Source organism: Halomonas sp. PBN3 (assembly GCF_000475415.1).
In the GTDB taxonomy this organism is placed as follows: Bacteria; Pseudomonadota; Gammaproteobacteria; order Pseudomonadales; family Halomonadaceae; genus Halomonas; species Halomonas shengliensis.
The window spans coordinates 1-8496 of record NZ_AXCA01000081.1; the positions used below are offsets into that span (position 1 = coordinate 1).

Annotated in this window: 6 protein-coding genes; 1 reads left to right on the forward strand and 5 read right to left on the reverse strand. The window is 68.0% G+C overall.

Going from position 1 to position 8496, the window contains the following annotated elements:
- Nucleotides 1–110 precede the first annotated feature (110 nt).
- From ilvN to rluD, 5 genes are all read right to left on the reverse strand, one after another.
- Nucleotides 111–602 carry an acetolactate synthase small subunit gene (ilvN, locus tag Q673_RS23305; RefSeq protein WP_023005066.1) on the reverse strand — a complete coding sequence of 164 codons (492 nt, stop codon included), beginning with the start codon at nucleotides 600–602 and terminating at the stop codon, nucleotides 111–113.
- Entirely contained in the window at nucleotides 602–2326 is a 1725-nt protein-coding gene (locus Q673_RS23310; protein WP_023005067.1) for an acetolactate synthase 3 large subunit, read from the reverse strand. Before Q673_RS23310 ends, ilvN begins: the two co-directional genes overlap by 1 nt.
- Nucleotides 2327–2836: 510 nt before the next feature.
- Complete coding sequence (gene clpB, locus Q673_RS23315; protein ID WP_023005068.1) at nucleotides 2837–5422, reverse strand: ATP-dependent chaperone ClpB; 2586 nt, start codon at nucleotides 5420–5422, stop codon at nucleotides 2837–2839.
- Between the two features lie 263 nt (nucleotides 5423–5685).
- Nucleotides 5686–6441, reverse strand: a complete 756-nt coding sequence (pgeF, locus tag Q673_RS23320; RefSeq protein WP_023005069.1) for a peptidoglycan editing factor PgeF — start codon at nucleotides 6439–6441, stop codon at nucleotides 5686–5688.
- Nucleotides 6442–6454: 13 nt separating this feature from the next.
- Nucleotides 6455–7414: a 23S rRNA pseudouridine(1911/1915/1917) synthase RluD gene (gene rluD / locus Q673_RS23325; protein WP_031217695.1), complete on the reverse strand. Its 960-nt coding sequence runs from the start codon at nucleotides 7412–7414 to the stop codon at nucleotides 6455–6457.
- Nucleotides 7415–7552: 138 nt separating this feature from the next.
- Between rluD and Q673_RS23330 the strand changes: the two genes are divergently transcribed.
- Nucleotides 7553–8446 (forward strand): outer membrane protein assembly factor BamD, encoded by an 894-nt coding sequence (locus tag Q673_RS23330; RefSeq protein ID WP_023005071.1) that lies wholly within the window; start codon nucleotides 7553–7555, stop codon nucleotides 8444–8446.
- Nucleotides 8447–8496: the final 50 nt, after the last annotated feature.

Genomic DNA, 8496 nt, shown 5'->3' on the forward strand with positions numbered 1-8496 from the left:
CGCGCCATGCCTGGCGCACAACCACAAAGGCCGCCCCGAGGGGCGGCCTTGAGGTTGCAACGTACACAGCCTGGGCTGTGATTGACGTTACGAGTGAGCGCAGTAGTAAATCAAAGCGACAGCACCTTGTCGCCGCGGGCAATACCCGACACCCCGGTGCGGGCCACCTCGAGCACCCCTACCGGCTCCATGGCCTGCAGGAAGGCGTCGAGCTTGCCGGCATCGCCGGTGATCTGCACCGTGAACAGGCTCGGCGTCACGTCGACGATCTGCGCACGGAAGATATCCGCGGTGCGCTTGACCTCGTCGCGGGTCGAGCCCAGCGCCTTGACCTTCACCAGCATCAGCTCGCGCTCGATGTGGTTGCCCTCGGTGAGATCCACCAGCTTGACCACGTCGATCAGCTTGTTGAGGTGCTTGGTGATCTGCTCGATGATCCGGTCGTCGCCCACGGTGGTCACCGTCAGCCGCGACAGGGTGGGATCCTCGGTGGGCGCCACGTTCAGCGTCTCGATGTTGAAGTTGCGCTGCGAGAAGAGCCCCACCACGCGAGACAGGGCGCCCGGTTCGTTTTCCATCAGAATCGAGATGATATGGCGCATCAGGTCCGCTCCGTCTTGGAAAGCAGCATGTCACGCATGGAGCCCAGGGGCACCTGCATCGGATAGACGTGCTCGTGCGGGTCGACCGCCACGTCGAGGAACACCAGCTCGTGCTTGTCGGCCAGGAAACGCTCCATGGCCGGCTCGAGCTCGTCGAGGGTCTCGACCTTCAGCGCGGTGAAGCCATACGACTCGATCAGCTTCTGGAAGTCCGGCAGCGACTCCATGTAGGAGTGCGCATGACGCGACTTGTAGTTGAGGTCCTGCCACTGGCGCACCATGCCCAGCGAGGCGTTGTTCAGGTTGATGATCTTCACCCCGCCACCGAACTGCTTACAGGTAGAGAGCTCCTGCATCATCATCTGGAAGCTGCCCTCGCCGGTAACGCAGACCACCTGCTCCTCGGGGAAGTTCTGCTTGATGCCCATGGCCGCCGGGAAGCCGAAGCCCATGGTGCCGAGCCCCCCGGAGGTGATGAAGCGGTTGGGCTTGTCGAACTTGTAATACTGGGCCGCGAACATCTGGTGCTGGCCGACGTCGGTGGTGACGTAGGCCTCGCCGCGGGTGGCACGGCACAGCGACTCGATCACCTCCTGGGGCTTGATCGCCTCGCCGGGCTTCGAGGGCTCGTAGAGCTTGCCCGCGCGCTCCTCGCGCCAGCCATCGATCTTTTGCCACCACTCCGCGAGGGCCTCGGGATTGGCCGGCTCCTTGCCCTGCACCAGGCTGATCATCTCGCTGATCACGCTGCCCGCCGGGCCCACGATGGGCACGTCGGCACGCACCGTCTTGGAGACCGAGCTCGGGTCGATGTCGACGTGGATCACCTTGGCGGTGGGGCAGAACTTGGAGGTGTTGTTGGTGACGCGGTCGTCGAAGCGCGCGCCGATGGCGATCACCAGGTCGGCATGGTGCATGGCCATGTTGGACTCATAGGAGCCGTGCATGCCCAGCCAGCCCAGGCACTGGCGATCGCTCTGCGGGTAGGCGCCGATGCCCATCAGGGTGGTGGTGATGGGGTAGCCCAGGCGCTTGACCAGGTCGGTCAGCCCCTCGCTGGCCCGCCCGGTGACCACGCCACCACCGGTGTAGAACACCGGCCGCTTGGCCTTGAGCATCATCTCCACGGCCTTCTTGATCTGGCCGCTATGGCCGCGGCTGACCGGGTTGTACGAGCGCATCTTGACCTTCTTCGGGTAGACGTACTCGTAGCGCTCGGTGGGGGCGGTCATGTCCTTGGGAATGTCCACCACCACCGGGCCGGGGCGACCGGTGGAGGCGAGATAGAAGGCCTTCTTGAGGACCTCCGGGATCTCGCTGGGATGGCGGATCGAGAAGCTGTGCTTCACGATCGGCCGGGTCACGCCGACGATGTCGGTCTCCTGGAAGGCGTCATCGCCGATCAGGTGACTCATCACCTGGCCGCAAAGCACCACCATCGGGATCGAGTCCATGTAGGCGGTGGCGATGCCGGTGACGGCGTTGGTGGCGCCGGGACCGGAGGTCACCAGCACCACGCCGGGCTTGCCCGAGGCGCGCGCATAGCCGTCGGCGGCATGGGTGGCGGCCTGTTCGTGGCGTACCAAGATGTGCTTGACCTTGTCCTGGCGGAAGAGGGCGTCGTAGATGTGCAGCGCCGCCCCGCCGGGATAGCCGTAGATGTATTCGACGCCCTCATCCTGCAGGAAGCGGGCGATCATGTCCGCGCCGGAAAGCAGTTCCACGTGTTTTTCTCCCCTGGAGGTCTCGAGTGCGATCCGCGCCCATGCGAGCGCGGCGTCGAGTGCGGCGGTATGCCGCTGCCGGCCGTTGCCGGCACCTGATGCCAAACCCTGGCAAGAAGCCCTGTTGGGGCCTGCACTCTCATGCGGCAGTTCGCCGCGTCGGGGCATTGGTCGACCCGGGCGGTTGGCCCGGAGCCGGACGTCCTTCGGCGAGTAGAGGCCGTGCGGCCTACCCGTCACGCGGAGATGGGGGGTTGCCCGCTGGGTCCGCGCCCGCAATCAGGATACCGGAGAAGATTCCATTAGCGCGGCAAGGGTGTCAACCGGGACGGCGGGAACCGGGACCAAAAAGAACCCGCCGGGCGGGTCGCCGGGCGGGCAAGGGGGGTTACAGGACGCAACCTAGATTCAGTGTAGACGGGAAGGCGCGGGGGCGTGGGTCCGACCCGGGCGCGACGCCCGGGTGGGCACAGCCTCGCGATGGTAACGGCCCCACGCTGGCAAGCGGGCTCAGTCGCGGCGGAAGACCAGCTTGCCCTCCTCGGCCTCGACGCGGATGACATCGCCCGGTGAGAACTTGCCGGCCAGCAGGTCCTGGGCCAGGGGGTTCTCGATGCGCGCCTGGATCGCCCGCTTGAGCGGCCGGGCGCCGAACACCGGGTCGAAGCCCACCACAGCGAGCTGAGCCATGGCCTCGTCGCTGACCTCCAGGGAGAGCTCGTGCTCGGCCAGGCGCGCCCGCAGGCGGTCGAGCTGGATGCCGGCGATGGCCTGGATCTGCTCCTGGGTCAGGGCGTGGAACACCACCACCTCGTCGATGCGGTTGATCAGCTCGGGGCGGAAGTGGCTGCCGACCACCTCCATCACGGCGTTCTTCATCTCCTCGTAATGGGTGTCGTCACCGCCCATGCGCTGGATGATGTCGGAGCCCATGTTGGAGGTCATCACGATCACCGTGTTGCGGAAGTCCACGGTGCGCCCCTGGCCATCGGTGAGGCGACCATCCTCCAGCACCTGCAGCAGGATGTTGAAGACATCCGGGTGGGCCTTCTCCACCTCGTCGAGCAGCAGCACCGAGTAGGGCTTGCGGCGCACCGCCTCGGTCAGGTAGCCGCCCTCCTCGTAGCCCACATAGCCGGGCGGGGCACCGATCAGCCGCGCCACGGAGTGCTTCTCCATGAACTCCGACATGTCGATGCGCACCATCGCCTCCTCGGTGTCGAAGAGGAAGTTGGCCAGCGCCTTGCAAAGCTCGGTCTTGCCCACCCCGGTCGGGCCAAGGAACAGGAATGAGCCGTTGGGCCGGTTGGGGTCGGCGAGGCCCGCGCGGGAGCGGCGTACGGCGTTGGCCACCGCGGTGACCGCCTCCTCCTGGCCGATCACCCGCTCGTGGAGCGCCTGCTCCATGCGCAACAGCTTGTCGCGCTCGCCCTCGAGCATCTTGGCCACCGGGATGCCGGTCCAGCGGGAGACCACCTCGGCGATCTCCTCCTCGGTGACATTGGAGCGCAGCAGGGTGTGCTTGGAGGTATCGGCCTCTGCCTCGCTGGCCTCGGCGATCTTCTTCTCCAGCTCCGGGATCACCCCGTACTGCAGCTCGGACATGCGCCCCAGGTCCCCCTGGCGCTTGGCCTGCTCCAGTTCGATGCGGGCGCGCTCGAGCTCCTCCTTGAACTGCCCGGCGCCCTGGATGCTGGCCTTCTCGGCCTTCCAGATCTCCTCGAGGTCGGCGTACTCGCGCTCGAGCTCGTCGATCTGCTCCTGCAGGCTCTCCAGGCGCTTCTTCGAGGCCTCGTCGGTCTCCTTCTTGAGGTGCTCGCGCTCCATCTTCAGCTGGATCAACCGGCGGTCGAGGCGGTCCATCTCCTCGGGCTTGGAGTCGAGCTCCATGCGGATGCGCGAGCAGGCCTCGTCGATCAGGTCGATCGCCTTGTCGGGCAGCTGGCGGTCGGTGATGTAGCGGGTCGAGAGCTTGGCCGCGGCGATGATGGCGCCGTCGGTGATATCGACCTTGTGGTGCACCTCGTAGCGCTCCTTGAGGCCACGCAGGATCGCCACGGTGTCCTCCTCGGAGGGCTCATCCACGAGCACCTTCTGGAAGCGGCGCTCCAGGGCGGCATCCTTCTCGATGTACTGGCGATACTCGTCGAGGGTGGTGGCGCCTACGCAGTGCAGCTCGCCGCGCGCCAGGGCGGGCTTGAGCATGTTGCCGGCGTCCATGGCACCCTCTGCCTTGCCCGCGCCGACCATGGTGTGCAGCTCGTCGATGAACAGGATCACCCGGCCCTCCTCCTCGGCGAGCTCCTTGAGCACCGCCTTGAGGCGCTCCTCGAACTCGCCGCGGAATTTGGCCCCAGCCAGCAGCGCGCCCATGTCCAGCGACAGCACGCGCTTGTCCTTGAGGCCCTCCGGCACCTCGCCGTCGACGATGCGCTGGGCCAGCCCCTCGACGATGGCGGTCTTGCCCACGCCGGGCTCGCCGATCAGCACCGGGTTGTTCTTGGTGCGCCGCTGCAGCACCTGGATGGTGCGGCGGATCTCGTCGTCGCGGCCGATCACCGGGTCGAGCTTGCCGCTGGCGGCGCGCTCGGTGAGGTCCAGGGTGTACTTCTCCAGCGCCTCGCGCTGCTCCTCGGCGTTGGGGTCGTCGACCTTGGCCCCGCCGCGCACGCCCTCGATGGCCCCCTCCAGCGACTGGCGGGTGACCCCGGCCTGCTTGAGCAGCTTGCTTACCGCATGGCCCATCTCCAGCGCGGCCAGCAGCACCAGTTCGCTGGCGATGTACTGGTCGCCGCGCTTCTGGGCCTCGCGGTCGGTGAGGTTGAAGAGCTTGATCAGGTCGCGGGAGGGCTGCACCTCGCCGTCGAAGTGGGCGACCGTAGGCAGGTCATCGAGATGGCCCACCAGGCCATCACGCAGGCGGGCGGCATCGCCACCGGCCTTCTGCACCAGCGCCTTGACGCCGGTATCGGTGGCATCCAGCAGCGCCAGCAGCAGGTGGCCCGGCTCCAGCTGGTTGTGGCCGCGCCCCACGGCCAGGGACTGGGCGTCGGCCACGGCGTTCTGCAGCTTGGCAGTGAACTTGTCGAAACGCATGAAAGCTTCCTCCATCGGGATGGCGAGGCGATTAGACGCCCCGCTTGACCCTGTGAATGTCTTGACACCTTCAATGGCGTCAGGCTGGCCGGATTTCAAGTCGGCCGCCAGAGGAAACGCGCGGCAAGTTGACGCGGATCAGCGGATAGGGGCAAGGGGCAAGGGGCAAGGGGCAAGGGGCAAGGGGCAAGCAGGGTGCCCCGGGAGCCGGGATCAGAGAAAGGGTTTCCTTGTGACTTGCTCCTTGAACCTTGTAGCTCGCGTCAGCGCAGCCAGATCACGCTGGCCATGCGGCCGGTGCGGCCGTCGTCACGGCGGTGGGAGTAGAAGCGCGGTTCGCAGGCGGTGCAGAAGTGGCCGCCGCTGATGTGCGAGACGCCCAGGCGCTCCAGGCGCAGGCGCGCCAGGCGGTAGAGGTCGGCCATGTAGTGGCCTAGGCGATAGGGGCTCGGGTCGAAGGCCTCGACGGCCTCGGGCTGGACGCCGACGAAGACCTGGTAGACCTCGGGCCCCACCTCGAACTGGGCGTTGGAGATCGCCGGGCCCAGCCAGGCGAGCTGCTCCTCCGGCGGCACCCCCAGCGCGGCCACCGTGGCCTCCAGCACCCCGCCGGCCAGCCCCCGCCAGCCGGCGTGAGCCACCGCCACCCGCTCCCCGCGACGGTCGCAGAGGAACACCGGCAGGCAGTCGGCGGTGAGCACCACGCAGGCGTAGTCGTGGTTCACCGCCACGGCGGCGTCCGCCTCGGGTGGCTCGGCCGCGAAGGCCTGCTGCACCCGGGCGCCGTGCACCTGGTTCAGCCACAGCAGCGGACGCTCGCCGTCGACCTGCTTCTCCAGCAGCCGCCGGCAGAGCGCCACGTGGTCGGGGTTGTCGCCGACATGGCTGGCGGGGTTGAAGCAGGCGAAATCGCCCTGGCTCGGCCCCGTCTCGCGGGTGGTGACGAAGGCACCCACCGAGGTCGGCGCCGGCCAGTCGGGCAGGATCAGGGTGGGGCGCAGGTCGGGCGCATCGCTCATGGTCGGCTCCTCGTCACCGCATCGTCTCGCTGTCGTCGCGCAGGTAGTCCAGCAGCATCAGCAGGTCGTCTGGCAGCGGCGCGCGGAAGCTCACCGTCTCGCCGCTGCCCGGGTGCACGAAGGCCAGCTTGCGGGCATGCAGGGCCTGGCGCGGGAAGTCACGCAGGATCTCCTTGAGGGTCGAGGAGGCGCCGGCGGGCAGCTTGAGGCGGCCACCATAGACCGGATCCCCCACCAGCGGATAGCGCAGGTGCGCCAGGTGCACGCGGATCTGGTGGGTACGCCCTGTCTCCAGGCGGCAGCGCACATGGGTATGGGCGCGGAAGCGCTCCACCACCCGGTAGTGGGTCACCGCCGGCTTGCCGGAGGCGGTCACCGCCTGGCGCTTGCGGTCCTTGGGGTGGCGGCCGATGGGAGCGTCCACGGTGCCGCCGGCGGTCATCACCCCCACGCAGATGGCGTCGTACTCCCGCGACACGGTGCGCGCCTGGAGCTGCTCCACCAGGGCGGTCTGGGCGGCCAGGGTCCTGGCTACCACCATCAGCCCGCTGGTGTCCTTGTCCAGGCGGTGGACGATGCCCGCCCGGGGCACCGCCGCCAGCGCCGGGTCGTGATGGAGCAGCGCGTTGAGCAGGGTACCGTCGGGGTTGCCCGCCGCCGGGTGCACCACCAGGCCCGGGGGCTTGTCGATCACCAGCACCTGGTCATCCTCGTAGACCACCTCGAGGGGAATATCCTCGGGCTCGAAGCGGGTATCGTCCTCCACCTCGGTGGCCAGGCGCAGCCACTCGCCGCCGTAGACCTTGTCCTTGGGCTTGGCCACCTGGCCATCCAGGGTCAGCTCGCCGGCCTTGATCCACGCCTTGAGGCGCTCGCGGGAGAAGTCGGCGAAGAGCTCGGCCGCCGCCTGGTCCAGGCGCTGGCCGGCCATGGCGTCGGGGACGCGCTGCTGTGCTTCAAGGGTCTGGGACATGGGGTGAGCGTGACCGTTTGCGGGATTCGGGGACGGGGCACCGCCGATGACTGCGTTTTGCCGTGCAGTGCTTTATAGTGGGCGGGTTTCGGTCGATTCTATCACGGCCAGTCCGCGTTGTTTGCCACGAGGATCACGATGCGCCTTTCCAATACTCCTGCCCGTCTCGCGGCCCTGCTGCTGGCCGCCGGCCTGCTGTCCGGCTGCTCCCTGTTCGGTGGCGGCGCCGAGGACTCCCGCGATGCCAGCGACGCCAGCGTCTTCCCCGAGGAGGGCGGCCCGCCGCGGCCGGGGCTGGAGGAGAACACCGAATACGCCGACCTGGGCGAGCGCGAGCTCTACGAGGAGGCGCGCGACTCCCTGGATCGCGGCAACTTCACCGCGGCCATCTCGCGCCTCGAGGCACTGGATACCCGCTACCCCTTCGGCGCCCACGCCGAGCAGGCCCAGCTGGAGCTGATCTACGCCTACTACGAGATCGACGACTGGGAGGCGACCCGGGCCGCGGCCAACCGCTTCATCCGCCTGCACCCCAGCCACCCCCAGGCCGACTACGCCCTCTACATGCGCGGCCTGGCCGCCTGGCAGGCCGGGCGCTTCAGCCTCGAGCGGCTCAAGCTGATCGACATCTCCAAGCGTGACCTGGGCGCCTCCCGCGACGCCTACACCGACTTCCGCGAGCTGGTTCGCCTCTACCCCAATAGCCAGTACGCCCCGGACGCCCGCCAGCGCATCGTCTATCTGCGCAACGTCCTGGCGGAGCACGAGCTGCACGTGGCCGACTACTACCTGCGCCGCGGCGCCTATCTCGCCGCCGTGGAGCGCGGCCGCTGGGTGATCGAGAACTACCCCCAGAGCCAGGCCACCCGCGACGCCCTGGCGACCATGGTGGAGGGCTACCTGGGCCTGGAGATGCACGATCGCGCCCGCGAGGTGCTGCGCGTGCTGATCGACAACGCCCCGGACCACGAGCGCCTGCGTGGCCGCACCTTCGAGCCGCAATACGTCGAGGGCAAGACGATCTCCGCCTGAAAAGCTGGGGAGCTGCGTGACTGCTCCCCGCCCTAGCAGCCTGTCGGACT